The organism is Microcoleus sp. Pol12B4 (assembly GCF_036701385.1).
In the GTDB taxonomy this organism is placed as follows: domain Bacteria; phylum Cyanobacteriota; class Cyanobacteriia; order Cyanobacteriales; family Microcoleaceae; genus Microcoleus.
Genome location: NZ_JAUBQR010000004.1, coordinates 26,692 through 44,724 on the forward strand (window position 1 = coordinate 26,692; position 18,033 = coordinate 44,724).

The 18,033-nt window shown below is 45.4% G+C and carries 17 protein-coding genes and 1 tRNA gene; 16 read left to right on the forward strand and 2 right to left on the reverse strand.

Annotation, left to right across the window (positions count from 1 at the left end; genetic code table 11):
- The first annotated feature begins 82 nt into the window (after positions 1 to 82).
- The 16 genes from QUA38_RS01450 (at position 83) to urtE (ending at position 16,385) form a co-directional block, all read left to right on the forward strand.
- Positions 83 to 424: a metalloregulator ArsR/SmtB family transcription factor gene (locus tag QUA38_RS01450; protein WP_333158563.1), complete on the forward strand. Its 342-nt coding sequence runs from the start codon at positions 83 to 85 to the stop codon at positions 422 to 424.
- A 103-nt stretch (positions 425 to 527) separates the two neighbouring features.
- The gene (locus tag QUA38_RS01455) at positions 528 to 1,232 is read left to right on the forward strand and encodes an MIP/aquaporin family protein (RefSeq protein WP_333158565.1); all 705 of its coding nucleotides are present in this window, start codon (positions 528 to 530) and stop codon (positions 1,230 to 1,232) included.
- 7 nt (positions 1,233 to 1,239) lie between these two features.
- Positions 1,240 to 1,899 carry an arsenical resistance protein ArsH gene (gene arsH / locus QUA38_RS01460; RefSeq protein WP_333158567.1) on the forward strand — a complete coding sequence of 220 codons (660 nt, stop codon included), beginning with the start codon at positions 1,240 to 1,242 and terminating at the stop codon, positions 1,897 to 1,899.
- 57 nt (positions 1,900 to 1,956) lie between these two features.
- Positions 1,957 to 2,352, forward strand: a complete 396-nt coding sequence (gene arsC, locus QUA38_RS01465; RefSeq protein ID WP_333158569.1) for an arsenate reductase, glutathione/glutaredoxin type — start codon at positions 1,957 to 1,959, stop codon at positions 2,350 to 2,352.
- A gap of 201 nt (positions 2,353 to 2,553) precedes the next feature.
- Positions 2,554 to 3,540, forward strand: coding sequence for an arsenosugar biosynthesis radical SAM (seleno)protein ArsS (gene arsS, locus QUA38_RS01470; RefSeq protein WP_333158571.1), 987 nt, complete (start codon positions 2,554 to 2,556; stop codon positions 3,538 to 3,540).
- Between the two features lie 98 nt (positions 3,541 to 3,638).
- The gene (locus QUA38_RS01475; RefSeq protein ID WP_333158573.1) at positions 3,639 to 4,364 is read left to right on the forward strand and encodes a TVP38/TMEM64 family protein; all 726 of its coding nucleotides are present in this window, start codon (positions 3,639 to 3,641) and stop codon (positions 4,362 to 4,364) included.
- 431 nt (positions 4,365 to 4,795) lie between these two features.
- Entirely contained in the window at positions 4,796 to 7,222 is a 2,427-nt protein-coding gene (locus tag QUA38_RS01480; protein WP_333158575.1) for an ATP-binding protein, read from the forward strand.
- A gap of 234 nt (positions 7,223 to 7,456) precedes the next feature.
- Positions 7,457 to 8,356, forward strand: coding sequence for a methyltransferase domain-containing protein (locus QUA38_RS01485; protein ID WP_333158577.1), 900 nt, complete (start codon positions 7,457 to 7,459; stop codon positions 8,354 to 8,356).
- Positions 8,357 to 8,420: 64 nt separating this feature from the next.
- Positions 8,421 to 9,149: an HAD family phosphatase gene (locus tag QUA38_RS01490; RefSeq protein WP_333158579.1), complete on the forward strand. Its 729-nt coding sequence runs from the start codon at positions 8,421 to 8,423 to the stop codon at positions 9,147 to 9,149.
- 120 nt (positions 9,150 to 9,269) lie between these two features.
- Positions 9,270 to 9,342 (forward strand) — tRNA-Ala (locus QUA38_RS01495).
- A gap of 524 nt (positions 9,343 to 9,866) precedes the next feature.
- Positions 9,867 to 11,183 carry an urea ABC transporter substrate-binding protein gene (gene urtA, locus QUA38_RS01500; protein ID WP_333158581.1) on the forward strand — a complete coding sequence of 439 codons (1,317 nt, stop codon included), beginning with the start codon at positions 9,867 to 9,869 and terminating at the stop codon, positions 11,181 to 11,183.
- 293 nt (positions 11,184 to 11,476) lie between these two features.
- Positions 11,477 to 12,631 carry an ABC transporter permease subunit gene (locus QUA38_RS01505; protein WP_333158583.1) on the forward strand — a complete coding sequence of 385 codons (1,155 nt, stop codon included), beginning with the start codon at positions 11,477 to 11,479 and terminating at the stop codon, positions 12,629 to 12,631.
- Positions 12,632 to 12,658: 27 nt separating this feature from the next.
- Positions 12,659 to 13,801 (forward strand): urea ABC transporter permease subunit UrtC, encoded by a 1,143-nt coding sequence (gene urtC, locus QUA38_RS01510; RefSeq protein ID WP_333158585.1) that lies wholly within the window; start codon positions 12,659 to 12,661, stop codon positions 13,799 to 13,801.
- Positions 13,802 to 13,991: 190 nt separating this feature from the next.
- Positions 13,992 to 14,714: a TIGR00266 family protein gene (locus tag QUA38_RS01515; protein WP_190662987.1), complete on the forward strand. Its 723-nt coding sequence runs from the start codon at positions 13,992 to 13,994 to the stop codon at positions 14,712 to 14,714.
- A gap of 134 nt (positions 14,715 to 14,848) precedes the next feature.
- Entirely contained in the window at positions 14,849 to 15,595 is a 747-nt protein-coding gene (urtD, locus tag QUA38_RS01520; protein ID WP_333158588.1) for an urea ABC transporter ATP-binding protein UrtD, read from the forward strand.
- A 91-nt stretch (positions 15,596 to 15,686) separates the two neighbouring features.
- Positions 15,687 to 16,385 (forward strand): urea ABC transporter ATP-binding subunit UrtE, encoded by a 699-nt coding sequence (urtE, locus tag QUA38_RS01525; RefSeq protein ID WP_242721685.1) that lies wholly within the window; start codon positions 15,687 to 15,689, stop codon positions 16,383 to 16,385.
- Between the two features lie 199 nt (positions 16,386 to 16,584).
- Here the strand turns inward: urtE and QUA38_RS01530 are convergent, their stop codons facing one another.
- Both QUA38_RS01530 and QUA38_RS01535 read right to left on the reverse strand, forming a co-directional pair.
- Positions 16,585 to 17,325 (reverse strand): pentapeptide repeat-containing protein, encoded by a 741-nt coding sequence (locus QUA38_RS01530; protein ID WP_333158591.1) that lies wholly within the window; start codon positions 17,323 to 17,325, stop codon positions 16,585 to 16,587.
- Positions 17,326 to 17,391: 66 nt separating this feature from the next.
- The gene (locus QUA38_RS01535; protein ID WP_333158593.1) at positions 17,392 to 17,868 is read right to left on the reverse strand and encodes a chemotaxis protein CheW; all 477 of its coding nucleotides are present in this window, start codon (positions 17,866 to 17,868) and stop codon (positions 17,392 to 17,394) included.
- Positions 17,869 to 18,033: the final 165 nt, after the last annotated feature.

Here is an 18,033-nt window from a genome sequence, read left to right on the forward strand (position 1 = left end):
TCAAAGGATAACCATATCAAATCTAACGGTAAAAACAAGAAATCGTGCCGGGAGTTGTTGAATAAAAATTTAAGGGTAATTTATGGTTAAAAATTCTACGATCGCGCTGCCTGTTGCAGATAAATCGATCGCTGCTGGCTTTCACGCTCTTTCTGACCCCCTGCGGATTCAGATTTTGGAGTTGTTGCGGGAACAGGAGTTGTGCGTATGCGATTTGTGCGATCGACTTTCTGTTCCTCAGTCTAAACTCTCTTTTCACCTCAAAGCCTTGAGGGATGCAGCTTTAGTCCGCAGCCGCCAAGAAGGGCGCTGGATTTACTATAGCCTCAATTTAGCTCAGTTTGTCGCCCTCGAACAGTACCTCGCCGAATACCGCCGCTTCAGCCAGATCCTGCCGGCGCGCCCCTGTTCCGACGCAGGTTAACCTATCAACATTTCTTGATCACTGAAATACTAGGAGGGCTTTTTGAGGATTGACATATCAAATTTTATTGATATGATGGTATGGAACAAATTAGTTGAGAGCGATGGATGCAACAGCTCATAGGTTAGCTTGTGCTCGACCAGATTGCAGGCGAGAGGCGATCGCGGAATTTTTAGGTACATTTGTTTTGGTTTTTGCAGGCACCGGTGCGGTGATGGTTAACAAAACTAGCGGTGGTTCTGTAACTCATTTAGGCATCAGTTTTGTATTTGGTGCAGTAGTAACTGCGATGATTTACGCCCTAGGACACATCAGCGGTGCACACTTTAATCCAGCCGTAACTTTAGGGTTTTGGGCGAGCGGTTTTTTCCCAAAATATAAAGTTTTGCCTTACGTTTTAGGGCAGTGTGCGGGTGCGATCGCCGCGTCTCAAGTGCTGCTAATTACCCTAGGAAAAGTAGCAAATCTCGGTGCAACTCTCCCTCTCAATGGTAACTGGTTGCAGTCTCTAATTTTAGAAACTGTTTTGACCTTTATCTTAATGTTTGTTATCCTCGGTTCTGGATTAGATAGACGCGCTCACATCGGCTTTGCCGGGATAGCAATTGGGTTAACTGTAGGGTTAGAAGCTGCATTTATGGGGCCAATTACCGGAGCGAGTATGAATCCGGCACGTTCTCTCGGCCCGGCTTTAGTTGGTGGCATTTGGGAACACCACTGGGTTTACTGGGTTGCTCCTATTTGGGGATCACAATTAGCAGTCGCAGTTTATCGGGAAATATCTAACGGATTTCGGGATTTTCATTGAAAGTAGCATGACAAGTTTGACGCACAAACCGAGAATTTTGTTTTTATACGGCTCGTTAAGAGAGCGTTCTTACAGCCGCTTGTTGGCGGAAGAAGCGGCGAGAATTATTGAGGATTTCGGTGCAGAAGTTAGATTTTTTCATCCTCTAGAATTGCCGATTTACGGCAGCGTTCCCGATACTCATCCAAAGGTTCAAGAGTTGCGGGAATTAAGCCTGTGGTCGGAGGGGCAAGTGTGGTCTAGTCCAGAAATGCACGGCAATATTACCGGCATTATGAAAAATCAAATTGACTGGATTCCTTTAAGCATTGGGGCTGTCAGACCGACTCAAGGCCGAACTTTGGCGGTAATGCAAGTCAGCGGCGGTTCCCAATCTTTTAATGCTGTGAATACTTTGAGGATTTTGGGCCGCTGGATGCGGATGTTTACGATTCCGAATCAGTCTTCGGTTGCTAAGGCTTATCAGGAGTTTAACGACGATGGGACGATGAAGGATTCGCCTTATCGCGATCGCGCGATCGACGTAATGGAGGAACTGTACAAGTTTACGTTGCTGTTGCGGGAGCAAACCGACTATTTGACCGATCGCTACAGCGAACGCAAGGAACAAGCCGCTAAACAGGCGATCGCACTAGCAAATCGCGCCCTTGAATTACCGGGCGCTTAGAAACCACCGGAACTCCGCCAACAACCAATAACCAACAACTCACAACCAACAAAAACCATGAAAAAAGTAATGTTTGTTTGCAAAAGAAACTCCTGCCGATCGCAAATGGCAGAAGGATTCGCTAAAATCCTCGGAGCCGGCAAGATTGGAGTCACCAGTTCCGGGTTAGAATCAAGCAGAGTTCATCCGACAGCAATTCAAGTCATGTCAGAAATCGGCATTGACATCACCGATCAAACATCTAATCCATTAAACGAATTCAATGCAGAAGACTACGATGCCGTAATTTCTCTCTGCGGCTGCGGCGTGAATTTACCCGAAGCGTGGGTATTGCGAGAAGTGTTTGAAGATTGGCAACTCGACGATCCCGACGGACAACCCATCGAAACTTTTCACCGTGTTCGAGATGGAATTAAAGCACGAGTTGAAAGATTAGTTGACTCTCTAAAGTAAGATTAATCGTCCTACACGCACGAGTGGTCAGAAACCGGGGTTTTTTCTCAGAAGACGCTTTACATCCCGCAAAAACGGCAAACAACCCGGTTTCTTGGGTTTTGATGGGTCCAGAACTATTAGAATTAGTGCTAAATTATGAGAGGCGTTCCGCCGGAACGCCTCTACATTCGTTGCGAGCAAAGACCAAAAGGTTAGCACATGATTCAGACAGCAGTCACGCCTTTCAAAAACAAAATTAACTCAGCTTTAACTAAAAAGCAGATTACAGTTTTACAAATTAATCTCGGCAAACGCTGCAACCTGGCTTGCACTCACTGCCACGTTGAAGCTAGCCCGAAACGAACAGAAGAACTTTCCCCGGAAATTTGCGACCAATTAATTGAAATTATTCGCCGCTTTCCTCAAATTAAAACTGTTGACCTCACCGGCGGTGCTCCCGAAATGCTTTACGGTTTTAAACCGCTAGCGGAAGATGCCAGGGCTGCAGGTAAAGAGGTAATTGTTCGTTCTAATTTGACGATTTACTTTGAAAAAGGTTTTGAAGATATTCCCGAATACTGCGCGCAGCACCAACTCAGAATTGTGGCGTCGCTTCCCTGCTACCAAGCTGACAATGTGGACAAAATGCGCGGCAGCGGTGTTTTTGACAGTTCAATTCGGGCACTTCAAAAGCTAAATCAGTTGGGATACGGGAAAAACCCAAATTTAATGATCGATTTGGTGTACAATCCACAAGTGCCGGCAACAGACAAATTTTCGCTAACACCGGAACAAGGCAAGTTGCAGCAAGATTACAAAATTTATTTAGCCGAACATTTTGGGATTTGTTTTAATCAATTGTTCGCAATTACTAATTTGCCGGTGGGACGGACTAAGTTTCATTTGGAACATAAGAAACTGCACAAGCCTTATCTCGGGTTTTTGGAGGATAATTTTAATCCCGGTACTGTCGAACATTTAATGTGCCGTAACGAATTGTCGATCGACTATTTGGGCAATGTCTACGACTGCGATTTTAACCAAATGGAAAATCTGCCCGCGAAAACTGGCAGCGGGGAAAAGATAAATACTGCTAAATTGCTCGCATCTGGCAGTTTAGATGTCATTCAAGAGGTGCAAACTGCTGCTTATTGTTACGGCTGTACGGCAGGTTGCGGTTCTAGCTGCGGCGGTACTTTGATTTAATTTAAGGGAAAAGTTGCGCTTTATTACAGAGTATTGCAGCGCTAAAGCGCAACTGCCAAGCTTAGGGTGTATGCAATTTAGACTGGGGAATTTAGGTAATGAATGATTCGCGATCGCCCCGTGAAAACCCGCCGCCATCCAACAGGTGGAAGCTGATTTTAGGGATTGGTTTAGCTGTGGCTTTAATTGCTGCGACCAAGTTTTTTAACTTCCAAGGAATTGTGAAAAATACCCTAGAGTCGATCGCGACTCTAGGCCCGTGGGGCCCGGCAGTTTTTATTTTAATTTACATTGTCGCAACGGTTCTATTTATCCCCGGTTCTTTGCTGACCCTTGGTTCTGGCGTTTTGTTTGGAGTCGTTGGCGGTTCGGTTTGTGTTTCCATCGGCTCGGTTTTAGGCGCAACTTGCGCTTTTGTGGTAGGGCGGTATTTAACTCGCGACTGGGTTTCCAAACAGATAGAGGGCAATCAAAAATTTAAGGCGATCGACTCCGCAGTTGCCTCTGAAGGATGGAAAATTGTGCTGCTGACGCGGCTTTCTCCCATTTTCCCGTTTAATTTACTTAACTATGCTTTTGGAGTCACGCAGGTATCTCTAAAAGACTATTTTTTCGCATCTTGGATCGGCATGATTCCCGGAACTGTCATGTATGTTTATATCGGTTCCTTGGCCGGGAGTTTGGCTGCACTTGGATCGCAAGGGCGATCGCGCACTGCTGCTGAATGGACTCTCTACGGCATTGGTTTGCTAGCAACGATCGCCCTCACCGTTTATGCAACCCGCTTCGCCAAAAAAGCTTTAGACGAAAAAATTTCTCCTTGAAGCCAGCGCACAAATTAGTCAAACTGTCAATAAGTATTTACCTCTACATTAGAATACATTGCTAATTTAAAAAACTCCGTAGTTTCTCTATGTTATTTACAATTATTTTGTTATACAAACGAGATAGATATTAAAGATATCGTAAAGCAGTAACCTCTATTAGGTAAACCGAAGGTCAAAATATAAAGCTGATGCCAAAATAGAAGGCGAGCGTGCGATCGGAATAAGAATTGTTTGCAGCCAGGAATGCAAGTCATACCATTTTAAATTTGAGATTTGAGATTTGAGATTGGGAATGACTGAGGAACCAGGGTTGGGATCACCAGCCTAGAGTTGCATTATTTTCTGAAACTGGTCTCACGACTTGCCGGATATTAATTCTGGCGAATGACCAATACCGTTTGATGAATTTGATTCGGAGAGAACATTTGATGATGCAAAACCCAGCAAATCAAGCCGGATCAGTGTCTGCGCCGCCGCCACACCAAGCAAAAAAGCTGCGCCACTTTTGGGACAACATCAGTAGTTCTGCTCAATCGCGGTGGCAGCAAGCGCATAGTCTTTGGCAGCACAGACGGCAGCGCCGCCATTTGCTGACCCTGCTAATTCTGGCCACCACGGCTTTAACCATTAGCACAACTGCTTGCATCAGCTATTTTTTTGTGCGCGGGCTAATCCTCGACAATTTAAAGCAAATAGCACTATTAAAACTAGAAAAAGGCACGGACGAAATCGACCGCTGGCTCAGCACTCGCAAAGCAGAAATAGAAACCCTTGCTTACGATCCTACGGTTAACACTCTTAATTGGAAATTAGTCGAACCCCGGTTACAAGGAGAAATATACAGATTAAAAGAGTATTTTATTTTGTCATTGACTCAACCGGACGGCTTATTTATCAATACTTTAGGCAATCGCGCCAACAGTAAAGACCGCCAACACTTTCAAAAAGCAATGGCTGGGCAGCTCAACGTTTCCGACCCGCTGATAGGCCGCAGTACAAAAGTTTCTACAATCATTATTTCAGCTCCTATTTGGGCTTCTCCTCCCGCTCCCAATCAAGTAATTGGAGTCCTATCGGGCAGCATTAAATTAGACCGAGTTACATCTGTCGCTAACAGCTTGCTGTACGGTTCTGACAGTTATGCTTTTGCGCTCAATTCACAAGGAGTGCCAATTGTTCATCCCAACAGTAGCTTAATTGGAAATATCGACCGGGAGGCCCCAAGCTTTTTACAGTCACAAGACCCCGCACTCTCCATAATTGCGCGGCAGATGATCGACGGCCAGACGAACATCGAACTGGTAAAAATAGATAACAAATGGGTGTATGTGGCCTACGCACCCCTCAAGGAAGTTAGCTGGTCGATGGCTTTAGTAATTCCCCGGGAAAATATTGAATCCCAACTGCAAGCCTTAAATTTGCTGACATCGGTCGTCGCCGGACTGCTCGGTCCAGCAATGCTAGCAGCAATTTGGCTAATTTACTCCTCCGAAAACAATCGCGCTCAAGCGGAGCGAGAAGCCATGCTCAACCGGATTGCTGGACGCATTCGCGCTTCCCTGGAATTAGACAAGATTGTGCAAAGTACAGTCGAAGAAATAGTAAGTTTGCTGCACCTAGAACGGGCGGCTTTTGGGTGGTACAAACCCAAAGAAAAAATGTTACACATCCTATGGGAATGTTGCCCATCTGATTGTTCGACGGTCGCTAATAAGTTTGAGTCTTACTTTGTCGGAAATTTGTCAATACCGAGTGGCCAATGCGAGCCAATTATTCTTTCGAGGGATACTTGGGCGGAGGGTGCAGCTCAAACGAGCGAAGTTAAAGCTAATAGCTATTTAGCGGTTCCTGTCCACACTCAAAACCAGCCGCAGGGGTATTTAATTTGCAGCCACGTTAGTCATTGGCTTTGGAGCCGGGAGGAAATCCAACTATTAAAAGCTGTGGCAGACCAATTGGCGATCGCAATTACTCAAGCTCACCTTTACAGTCAAACCCAAGACCAAGTAAAACTGCTTAATAGCGCCTTAAATGAACTGAAAAAAACTCAAACTCATTTGGTGCAAAGCGAAAAAATGTCATCTCTAGGTCAAATGGTGGCGGGAATAGCGCACGAAATTAACAACCCCGTTAACTTCATTTCGGCTAATTTGCCTCACACCAGCAAATATACTAAAGATTTATTAGAGTTGGTGAGTTTATACAAAGAAGCCTTCCCAGAGGTCCCCCAGGAAATAGCAGATTTTACAGAAGAAATTGAGTTAGAATTTATCGAGGAAGATTTGCCGCATATATTGGATTCTATGAAAATAGGAACCGAACGCATTCGCAGCATCGTTCTTTCTTTGCGTAACTTTTCTCGCCTTGATGAATCTGACAAAAAGCAGGCGGATATTCACGAAGGTATAGAAAATACTTTGCTGTTGCTCTCCAACCGCATCAAAAATAGAATTTATATAGTCAAGAAATACGGAAAAGTACCTTCAGTCGAATGCTATCCGTCTCAGCTCAATCAGGTGTTTATGAACTTGCTGAGCAATGCGATCGATGCCTTGAACGAGATCGATCGCCTGGATAAAATTATTACTATTTCCACAGGAGTAGTTCGCGAACATGGCGGTAAATTTCTGAAAGTGGCGATAGCCGACAACGGCCCAGGCATTCCCGACAGCGTTAAAGACCAAATTTATAACCCCTTTTTTACTACCAAACCCGTGGGCAAAGGTACTGGTTTGGGGTTAGCAATTAGCTACAAAATTATAGTGGACGGACACGGTGGCAGCATCGAAATTTCTAAACCTCCCGGCGGCGGCACGGAGTTTATGGTAAAACTTCCTATTAGTAACGGGAAGTAATACTATTTTAGATTTTAGATTTTGGAATACCTGATAAAACAAGCTTTTGAAGCTGGTATACAGTTGCATTTTTTATAAAAACTGGTATAAGAAGAAAGTGGGAAAGGAAGCCCACGGATTTGGTAACCGAGGTAACTGATAGAGGGGAGAGGTTCGAGGGGTTCAACGGTTTGAATTCATGCTAAGTTGACGGCCGTTGGGTAAAATTATAAGAGTTTTTGTTAAAGGTGTTTTATGGCTGTTGGCAAGGATACAATTTTCGAGCGCTTTTTGTCGCCCCTGATTCGACTGGCGATCGACGAAGAAGCACTGAAACGACTCTACGAAGGCATCGACTGGGAAACAGCGGGCGATCGCTACCGACAACCCAACTTAGTTTATCCCGAATATTACAGCAGCCAAAACTTTCACGGCATTAAAGGTGGCTACCTCAACCCCAGTGCCGCCGTTTCCTACGATCCCATCACGCAATATGTTTTGCCTCCCCACGAAACAGTCGTCAGGCAAGGCTTAATTGACGCTGTGCGGGTGAAACCGCGCCGAATCATCGATTTGGGATGCGGCACCGGTTCTACAACGCTCATGCTCAAGCAAGCTTTTCCCCAAGCAGAAGTTGTCGGGCTGGACTTGTCGCCTTATATGCTGGTAGTTGCCGAAATGAAAGCGCAAAAAGCCGGCTTAAATATCGAGTGGTTGCATGGAAATGCCGAAAGCGTTACTTTTGCCGATGCCAGCTTCGATTTAGTAGCAGCTTCCTTGCTGTTTCACGAGACGCCGCCTGCTGTATCGCGGGCAATTTTGCGAGAAAGCTTCCGACTGCTGAAGGTTGGGGGACAAGTGGCAATCTTGGACGGAAATCAAAAAACTTTGCGGCAGACACAGTGGCTGACTGATATCTTTGAGGAGCCTTATATTAAGTCTTACGCGGCTGGCAGCCTCGATGCTTGGGCGGGGGCGGCTGGATTTGCGGCGGTGCAAACTCACGAACACTGGTGGACTAATCAGGTGACGCAGGGTGTGAAACCTTTGCCGGGGGAAGATTTGGAACAGGTGCCGGTGGCGAGGGAGTGGAATTGGGGCGATCGAACTCCTGATTTTGATGGCGATTTACCAGGCATTCCAGCTCCTGCTTGATCTATTAACTGTTGCCTGTTAATGGTTAACTGTTAGCAAACTAATGACTAATGACTCATGACTAATGACTCTAAAAGCAGTTTTATTTGATTTTAATGGCGTGATTGTTAATGACGAGCCGATTCACGAAAAAATAATCGAACAATTGATGCTCGATGAAAATCTCCAGCTCAAACGTGGGGAGTTTCGAGAAGTTTGCTTGGGAAAAAGCGATCGCGCTTGCATTACCGAACTACTCAAGCGCCGAGGACGATATCTAACAGAAACATACCTCGATCGGCTGCTGCGGTGCAAGGCCCAAGCTTACAAAGCTCAAATAGATACTTTGGAGAAAGTGCCGATTTATCCCGGTTTGGCAGAATTTATTGACAAAATTCGGGTCGCCGGACTGAAAATGGCCGTAGTTAGCGGGGCAATGCGATCGGATATAGAATTGGTGTTAGATCGGGCCGGTTTGGCAGCAAACTTTGAGTTAATTGTCGCAGGCGACGACTTGATGGCGAGCAAACCTGCACCCGACGGCTATCTATTGGCTGTGGAACTTCTCAACCAGAAATATCCCGACTTTAAGCTGCAACCGATCGAGTGTTTGGCGATAGAAGATACTTTTGCGGGGATTGAAGCGGCCAAAAAAGCGGGGATTCAGGTTGCGGGTGTGACTCACACTTACCCGTTTCACATGATCCAGCGCCAAGCTAATTGGACGGTGGACTATTTTGCTGATTTAGAGTTGGACAGAGTGGCCGCACTTTGCTCGATCGCCCCCACTGAGCCGGCTGCGGAGAACACTTGACCTTTTTAGCAGTTACGTGCTAGTGTAAGTGACGGTCTGCGAACGTGATATCCAGCAAGACCTGTAAGCCTTTTAGATTCGGCAATCTCGCATCTAAAATGCTAAATTAAAACTCAATCAGGGGAATTAGCTCAGTTGGTAGAGCGCTGCGATCGCACCGCAGAGGCCAGCGGTTCGAGTCCGCTATTCTCCATAAATCAGGGGCATTTCTACAGGTGACGATCGTACTCAAAGCGAAGTGCGATCGTCACCTGCTTTGACACTTGCCTATTTTATGCGATCTACCGGATTGCTGCCTAAGTTTTAGCATCAATAATCTGTTGAGAGCGAGAAAGCCGGTTGCTCTTTTGTGCGATCGACCCGGTTGCTGCCTAAGTGGTAGCATCAATAAGATAATTTATGTAAAGAAAGCGGGTTTCTAATTACACACTAATTGCTGAAAAGACGTATTTTGGTGTCTAAACCCGGTTTCCCAAAAAAATCCGGTAAGCCCGTGATCCCAACCCTGATGTCATCAGTCAATCTAAAATCCAACATGATTTCAGCCCGGTTTCTGTCGCAGTTACCCTCAATCCCCACAAAACATTCAATTTGTCAAAAACAATAAGTTTTGTAGCTAAAAATACAACAGTCTGCTGAAGCGAGTCTTAATATCAAGTCGCTATGTGTTATTATTCTCAATCATCTGACTCATCTATTCAAGAGTAACAAGAAAAAATGACAAAGCGATTCGATCGGCGGAAATTTATTTTATACAGTTCTGCTACCCTAACATCAAGTTTATTTCTCAAAGCTTGTAGAACTCCAACTCAAACAGCTACTCCCGCAGCTTCTCCCACATCAACAGGAACTACACCAGCAGCCGGGGGCGGAAACACGATCAAAGTAGGAATTTTGCATTCCTTGAGCGGCACGATGTCAATCAGCGAAAAAAGCGTGGTCGATGCCGAACAATTAGCGATCGAAGAAATTAATAAAGCGGGTGGCGTCCTCGGCAAACAAATCGAAGCAGTCGTAGAAGATGGCAACTCAGACTGGCCGACTTTTGCCGAAAAAGCAAAAAAATTGATCGACCAAGATAAAGTTGTCACCGTCTTCGGGTGCTGGACTTCCGCTAGTCGCAAAGCAGTATTGCCAGTTTTTGAAGAAAAGAATCATATGCTCTGGTATCCCGTACAATACGAGGGGCAAGAGTGTTCCAAAAATATCTTTTACACCGGCGCGGCACCAAACCAACAAATCGAACCAGCAGTTGACTGGCTGCTAGAAAATAAAGGCAAAAAATTCTTCTTAGTCGGGTCGGACTACGTTTTCCCCCGCACGGCAAATACCATTATCAAGGCACAGCTAGCAGCCAAAGGCGGCGAATTAGTTGGGGAAGATTACATTCCTTTAGGCGGCACAGAAGTCACGCCAATTATTACTAAAATTAAGGCAGCTTTGCCAGACGGCGGCGTCATTTTCAATTCTCTAAACGGCGACAGCAACGTAGCATTCTTCAAACAGTTGCAGGGTGCTGGTTTGGGCCCGGACAAATATCCGTCAATGTCGGTCAGTATTGCAGAAGAAGAAGTAAAGGCGATCGGCGTAGAATATCTTAAAGGCCATTACGCCGCCTGGAATTACTTCATGACTGTGGAATCTCCGGCCAATACAAAATTTGTGCAAGCTTTCAAAGCAAAATACGGCAACGATAGAGTGACTAACGACCCGATGGAAGCAGCTTACATCATGGTTTACCTGTGGAAGCAAGCCGTCGAAAAAGCCGGGACAGCCGACGATTTGGAAAAAGTACGGGCAGCAGCTTTGGGTCAAACCTTTGACGCGCCAGGGGGCACAGTAACGATGGATGTTAACCATCATCTTTCTAAATTTGTGCGATTGGGTGAAGTGAGAGACGACGGTTTATTTAACATCGCTTTTTCTACACCAGAAGCAGTGAAGCCGGTGCCTTGGAATCAATTTGTCGCTGAAACAAAAGGCTTTGCTTGCGATTGGTCAGACCCCGCAAAAGGTGGCAAATTCAAAGCTTGATAAGTAGGTAATACCAATTTTGTTAACGTTGGCAACGTATCATTCGATCCCCCCTAGCCACCCTGAATAAGGGGGGGGACAAAAGCGTTCTTGCGTCACCCCCTACTCCCCTTAATCAAGGGGAACTGGAGTCTTCAAAGTCCCCCTGATTAAGGGAGACTTAGGGGTATCGAGATACCCACTCTAAGCATAATTTATAGAAAAATTGACGTTTAAGTTGACACCAACGTGGTAAAATCCGCCCCTAATTATCCGCGAACAAAGTTAACAGACTTGATGCAGGAGTAACAAAATTGGCGATATTAGATGGTTTATTTAACGGCATTAGCATCGGCGCTGTTTTACTAATTGCAGCCCTGGGACTAGCGATTATTTTCGGGCTGATGGGCGTGATTAATATGGCTCATGGCGAGTTGATGATGCTGGGGGCTTATACAACTTTCGTGGTGCAAAATGTCTTCAAAGGTATGGGAGGATTTGCTTTTGAAACCTATATTTTATTTGCAATTCCCCTAGCTTTTTTAGTAGCTGCCTTGGTAGGATTAATTCTCGAACGCGGAGTGATTCGCTATCTTTACGGGAGGCCGCTAGAAACTCTGCTAGCAACTTGGGGCGTAAGCTTAATTTTGCAGCAGTTTGTCCGCAGTGTTAGTTGGGTTCTGGTAATTGGGATTGCGGTGTTTTGTTTGCTGTTTTTTGGCGGTTTGCGGGTGCTGAAATCTCGCCTGGATTTCGATCGCATTCGCAGCAAAGTTATCGCCCTAATTTTGCCCTTATCTTTCGGTATTTCCTGGGCGGTGAGCGCCTTTTTAGGGCAAAATTACCAACTCGCAGTAACTAAACCTTGGTTTGGCGCTCAAAATGTGGACGTAACTGCACCGCAATGGTTGCGGGGCGGCATACCGCTGGGCAATTTTCAGTTGCCCTACGCCCGAATTTTTATTATTGTCCTTACCGGAATTTGCTTGGCGGGAATTTACCTATTTTTGCAAAAGTCTGTGTGGGGATTGCGGATTAGATCCGTGACCCAAAATCGCAGCATGAGTGCGTGTTTGGGAATTCCTACTGAACAAGTAGACGCGCTGACTTTTGCTTTGGGTTCGGGGTTGGCAGGTGTGGCTGGGTGCGCGATTAGTTTGATCGGTTCGGTAGGGTCAAATACCGGACAAAATTATATAGTCGATACCTTTATGGTGGTGGTTGTGGGCGGTGTCGGCAAGATTGTGGGGAGTGTAGTTGCTGCGATCGCGATCGGCACTGCAAATTACCTGATCGGTTCGGGAACCTTAGCATTAATGTTCGCTCCTATCAAGCCTTTAGCCGACTTCTTCACATTTTTCGCCACAACCAGCATGGCAAAAGTAATGGTATTCGCCTTAATTATGGCTTTTCTGCAAGTGAAGCCGGGAGGGATTTTCCCGCAAAAAGGGCGGACCGTAGAAAATTAAAAATTACAACTGCGAGTGTAGCGCAAAATGCAGAAAAAACATCAAAAAGCCTGGCTAAAAGAAGCGGCAATTGTCAGCGCGATAGCCCTCACATTCATCTTACTCATCCCAGGAATACTCCCCGACGTTCGGCTCAATCAATTGGGGCGATTTTTAGCACTAGCAATTGCCGCCCTCGGCATAGACTTGATTTGGGGATACACGGGTTTGCTCAGTTTAGGTCATGGAGTGTTTTTTGCGATCGGCGGTTACGCTTTCGCCATGCACCTAAAACTGCAAATTCCCCCAACCGCCAGCAGTCAATTGCCAGAATTTATGAACCTCTACGGCGTTACCGAGCTCCCCTGGTTTTGGCAACCCTTTTATTCATTTCCCTTCTCAGCATTAGCAGTAGTTCTCATCCCCGCTATATTGGGCGCACTTTTGGGTTATTTAGTATTCCGCAATCGAATTCGAGGCGTTTACTTTTCAATTCTCACCCAAGCAGCAACCATTGTATTTTTCAACTTCTTTAATGGCCAGCAAAAACTAATTAACGGCACCAACGGACTTACCGACTTTAAAACCCTGTTCGGCGCCACAGTAAATGACCGAGATACTCAATATATTTTCTACATTCTCACCATAATATTTCTAGCAGCGACTTATGCCCTCTGTAGGTGGCTGACCAGCGGGCGTTTCGGCCGCCTGCTAGTAGCAATTCGCGACGACGAAGTGCGGCTGCGTTTCTCAGGTTACAATCCCACAGGCTACAAAGTTTTAGTCTTTGCAATTTCCGCCGGTTTAGCCGGGATTGCAGGCGCATTATTTACCGTACAAACCGGAATCATTTCGCCAAAAGCAATGGATATTGCCTTTTCAATTGAAATGGTAATCTGGGTCGCAGTGGGAGGTCGCGCCACATTATCGGGAGCAATATTGGGAACACTGCTAGTCAACTTTGGCAAAAGTTTCTTGAGCGAACAATTCCCCGAAGTTTGGCTGTTTTTCCAAGGTGCGCTATTCCTCATAGTAGTCACAGTGCTGCCCGACGGCTTAGTCGGATGGCTGCAACATCAAGGTTTCGACCAACTCCGCAGCTTGTTCCGAAGACCGAAGTACGCATCTACTTACCCCAGCCTGGAACAAGACCCCCAAGTGCAGCTCGAAAAAGAAGAACTTGAACATTGAGTGCAAAAATATCGTGTAATTTATAAGTAGGCTGACATAAATAAATGTCACCTACAACAGACAAACAAAGCAATCGCAATAGACTTGGCAAACGCTGCGTTTATCTATGTCTGAGAAAACGTAATATATATGTCCACCTACTTAGATATCCGTAGCAAGTAGCTTCGTTCTTTAACTTGAGGGGCAACATATGGCAGATATTATTGACTACAAAATCTACGGCGACGATTTGCAACTCATCGAGATTGAACTCGACCCCAAAGAAGGCGTCAGGGCTGAAGCTGGAACCATGACATACATGGAAGGCGACATCCAAATGCAAACATCCACAGGCGGCGGCTTATTTCAAGGTTTCAAACGAATGCTCACAGGAGCGGGTTTTTTCATTACCACCTTTGTCAACGCCGGAAATCGTAAGGCCCGCGTCGCTTTTGCCGCCCCCTATCCGGGTAAAGTAATTCCCCTAGATTTAGGCCAACTTGGCGGTAAATTTTTGTGCCAAAAAGACTCATTTCTCTGTGCGGCCAACGGCATTGAAATTGAGGTAGCATTCACCAAGCGACTCGGTGCCGGTTTCTTTGGCGGAGAAGGTTTTATTCTGCAAAAATTGCAGGGTGATGGGCTAGCTTTTGTTCATGCGGGAGGAACAATAGTTGAGAAAAATTTGGGAGTTGGCGAAGTGTTGCGAGCGGACACTGGTTGTTTGGTAGCTTTTGCGCCGACTGTAGATTACGATATTCAGTTTGTTGGCGGGTTTAAAAATGCTCTATTTGGCGGCGAAGGCTTGTTTTTAGTCAAGCTAACCGGGCCTGGAAAAGTCTATTTGCAAAGTCTGCCGCTCTCGAAATTAGCTGAGCGAATTATGGCTGCCGCTCCATCTCCAGTGTCGAGCAGTTCTAGCAGTTTTACTTGAGAGTAAACTGCTAGAAAAATTAGTAAGTAGGGTGTCACGGAAGGGGAGAAAATCTCCTTAATAAGGGAGGATATTTGCCTTCCGCACCTACAACAGGTATGGGTTGTTGTCCCTTAGTGAGTGAATTGTTAATTATGAATGGAAAAGTATTAGACATAGAAAACTTGACTGTTAGTTTTGATGGTTTTAAAGCCATAAACGGTTTAAATTTTAGCATGGATGCGGGCGAACTGCGAGTTATCATTGGCCCCAACGGTGCTGGTAAAACAACTTTTCTCGATTCCATTACCGGGAAGGTGCAGCCGACAGAGGGTAGGGTGTTATTTAAGGGACAAAATTTACGCAAGTTGTCGGAAGATAGGATTTCGCGTTTGGGAATTGGTCGCAAGTTTCAGACGCCGCGAGTTTACTTAAATTTAACGCCACGCGAAAATTTGGAATTGTCTTGCAGCCGCCATAAAAATGTTTTTTCGACTTTGTTAAAGCCTGCTTCGGCTGCTGAAAAACGCACAGTGGCGGGTTTGTTAGAAACAATTGGTTTAGTTGCTAAGGCTGATATTTCGGCGGGTTTGCTTTCTCACGGGGAAAAGCAATGGTTGGAAATTGGAATGTTGGTGGCTCAATCTCCTGATTTGTTGTTGGTAGATGAACCTGTGGCGGGTTTAACGGATGAGGAAACGATGTTAACTGGAGAGTTGCTAATTTCGCTGGCGGAAAGTCATTCGGTGTTGGTAATTGAACACGATATGGAGTTTGTGCGGCAAATTGCGCGGCAGGTTACGGTGTTGCATCAGGGTGCAGTTTTGTGTGAGGGGACTATGGATGAGGTGCAAAATGACGATCGGGTAATTGAGGTATATTTGGGCAAACCGGAAGAGTAAGAAGAAGGAAGAAGGAAGAAGGAAGAAGGAAGAAGGAAGAAGTTATTTGTTAGTTGTTACTAATTTCAGGCTCCATTACCAATTTAAAACTATGCTACAAGTTTCTAATTTGAATGTTTACTACGGCGAAAGTCACATTTTGCGCGATGTCGATTTAAGCGTCAGGGCGGGGCAAATGGTTTGCTTGATCGGCCGCAATGGTGTGGGCAAAACTACTATGCTAAAAACGATTATGGGGTTGCTGCAACCGCGCAGTGGCACTATTGCTTTTGGCGGAGAATCTATTGCTTCTAAGTTGACTCACCAGCGGGCTAGATTAGGAATTGGTTATGTGCCTCAAGGGCGTGAAATTATTCCACGTTTGACGGTTAAAGAAAATTTATTGTTAGGTTTGGAAGCAAAACCAACCAAAATCAAAAATCCTGAAGTTCCTGATGAAATTTTTGAGTTATTTCCTGTTTTGAAAACTATGCTCGATCGCCTGGGAGGTGATTTGAGCGGGGGACAGCAGCAGCAGTTAGCTATTGCTAGGGCTTTGATGGGTGAGCCACAGTTGCTGGTTTTGGATGAGCCTACGGAGGGGATTCAACCGTCTATTATTTTAGATATTGAAGCTGCGGTGCGCCGTGTGGTTGCGACTAGGGGAATTTCTGTTTTGTTGGTGGAGCAACATTTGCATTTTGTGCGGCAAGCTGACTGGTATTATGCTATGCAAAAAGGCGGAATTGTGGCTTCTGGAAGCACTAGCGAGCTAAGCGATGAGGTGATTCAGAGGTTTTTGGCTGTTTGATTCAGGAGGAAGAGGGAAGAAGGAAGAAGGAAGAAGGAAGAGGGAAGAGGGAAGCTGGAAACGAGGAAACCAGGAAACGAGGCAGAGCCTCTAGATATTGATTCCCAGGCAGAGCCTGGGAAAAAGGCATTCCCTTCGGGCACCATTCCCACTTTGTTGGACAAGAAGCGATTTCAATCGCGCCGGAAACGAGACTATATTATTGATTTTTTCGACCGTCTGGCATTGTGGTGCCGGCCATACTTGCTCGATCGATAGTAGCGCCATCTATATTAGCATTGCGGAGGTTGGCATCGGAAAGATTGGCATCTCTCAAGTCGGAAAATCGTAGGTCTGCACCGTCTAGATTTGTCTTTGTCAAGTTAGCTTTTCTGAGGTTAGCGTTGCTGATTCTCGCTCCTACTAATTCGGCTCCGCTTAAGTTTGTGCGAGCTAAATTGGTGTTGACAAAATCTGAGATCTCGAAGCGACTACCGCTGAGGTTGGCATCTGATAAATCTGATCCTGTCAGGATGGGATTTTTTAAGTTAATGTTAACTAATTTTACGGCTCGGAGGTCGCAGCGGGAGCAGCTTTGAGTTAGCAACAACGTTTCGACGTTGGCGTTGATTTGGTCGATTTGTTGCTGGGAGAAATTTTCGGCAAATTCTGGGGAGACGTAGCCGAGCTTTTTGGGGTCGTTTGCTTTTGGTTGGGGTGTTTGTATTGGGGGTGTTTGGATTTGTTGGGGTGTTTGGATTTGTTGGGGTGTTTGTGGTTGGGGTGTTGGGATTGGTTGAGGTGTTGGGATTGGTTGGGGTGTTGGGATGGATTGGGGTGTTGGGATTGGTTGGGGCGTTTCTATTTGCCCGATCGCACTTAGTTGCAGCCCCACCTTCGGCAGTTCGAGATTTGCTGCAAAAATTAGTAGGGCGATCGACATGACTGTGAGTTTTTTCATAAATCAATAACTTTTTGTTTGCAAAAATACTATTTATATGGTATAATACCTCGAAAAGTGAGCACCCTACATTGGGTTAAATAGATCAAAATTCAGATAAAAAACTTCGGAACCATCAGGTGCGCGAATTAACTTTTCTATTACCGGAGGCAGTTGCTGTTGACGGTACAATTCGGGAATCTCGCAGAAGCTTTCTTCGGTAATTTCTAAAATTTTTGGCATATCAGGAAGAGGAATCCCCAGCCGCTCGCTCTTATTTAAGGTACAAATAATCAGGTATTTGCACTCAGCAATGCTCGGACTGCTAGGAAATATTGTGGATAAATTAATTATGGTAATCAGTTCTTCTTGATGCCGCAATAAACTATTCCCGCTAGGTAAAGTGCCGTAGGCATTAAAGTTTTTAACAATGCGCTCCACTCGTTCAATAGGAACAGCATAGTAAATATTTCCTAGTTCAAAGGAAACAATTTTTTTAGGGGCAATTCTAACAGTGGCTTGTTTCTTGCTCCGAAATCGGCGATTGTAATTGGTGTGAGTCATTCGATTTTAGATTTTAGATTTTAGATTGAAGATTATTGGATTTTAGATTTTAGATTCAAGATTATTGAATAATAGTAGGTGAGTCGGCTGCGTCGCTTCCCACTATTATTTATTTGCAGGTGCAATTATTTTTTGCCTAAGTTTTGTTGGAGATTAGGGATTATT